The organism is Streptomyces sp. NPDC059564 (genome assembly GCF_042735575.1).
GTDB lineage: Bacteria > Actinomycetota > Actinomycetes > Streptomycetales > Streptomycetaceae > Streptomyces.
Window position 1 is genome coordinate 1 of record NZ_JBHWBP010000418.1, and the last position, 969, is coordinate 969.

A 969-nucleotide genomic window follows, 5' to 3' on the forward strand; every position below is an offset into this window, starting at 1 on the left:
GGGGGCGGAGCCCCCGGTTGCGGGACGGGGCGGGGTGGGGGAAGTCTTCCGGCCCCTGCGCCTGCCCGGGCAGGCCGGCACCCGCCGGGCCGTCGCCCGAAGTCGGGGCGTCGCCGAGGGCCGGGGCCTGACCCGCAGGGCCGCCCGGAGTCCGGCCGGGGCCCGCTGGGCCGTCCGAAGTCGGGCCGGGGCCCGCGAGGCCGTCCGGGCTCGGGCCGGGGCCGGGGATCGCGGTCGGGGGGCGACCCGGCGCCACGTCGGCGGCCAGGGCCGGGGTCTGCACCGCAGCCTGGGCCGCGGCCGGGGCCGGCACCCAAGCCCGGGCCGGGTCCTGGCCCGGGGCCCCAGCGGCCGGGGCCACCAGGAAGGTGGCCCGGCCGGCGTCGGTGGCGCGGAGGTGCCGGATGGCAAGGGCCGCCGCCCCCGGCGAGGCCACGGCCACCGCGTCGGCGGCAGCCCCCAGCGCCGCCGCCACGGCGACCTCGTACCCCGGGGCCACCGACACCCGCTCCGCCGCCGGCCCCAGCAACCCCGCCAGCCGCTCGCGCGCAGCGAGCAGCGCCCCCGTTCCGTCCTTGCGCCGCAGCCCCAGCGCGAGCGCCTCCCGCCGCGCCGAAACCGCCGCCCGGGACCGCTCCGCCGAGGTCAGCGCCTCCCGGGCGGCACCCAGCGCGGCCTCCGCCCCGGTCAGCGCGGCCCGCGCCTGCTCGTACTCCCCCTCCACGGAAGGGTCCTCGAGCCCGCCGACCTCCTCGGCCAGCGCCTCGTACTCCTCCCGCGCCGCCTCCGCCCGGGCCGCCGCCTCGTCCCGGGCGGCCACCAGCCGGTCGATCTCGGCCTGGGCGGCGCCGGCCCGGGAGCGGGCCGCGCCCAGCCGCCCGGTCAGCCGGGCCAGCTCCTCGCGCCGGTCGGCGATGGCCCGCGCCGCGTCCCGCAGCCGCCGCTCCTCCTCGGCCAGCGCCCGCTCCA

1 pseudogene (only partly in view) is annotated in these 969 nt (G+C 83.6%); it reads right to left on the bottom strand.

Annotated features, from left to right (window positions below):
• A pseudogene (locus ACFV0Q_RS37005) lies at positions 1-969 on the bottom strand (AAA family ATPase) (its annotated part continues 1,085 nt past the right edge of the window); the annotation flags it as partial.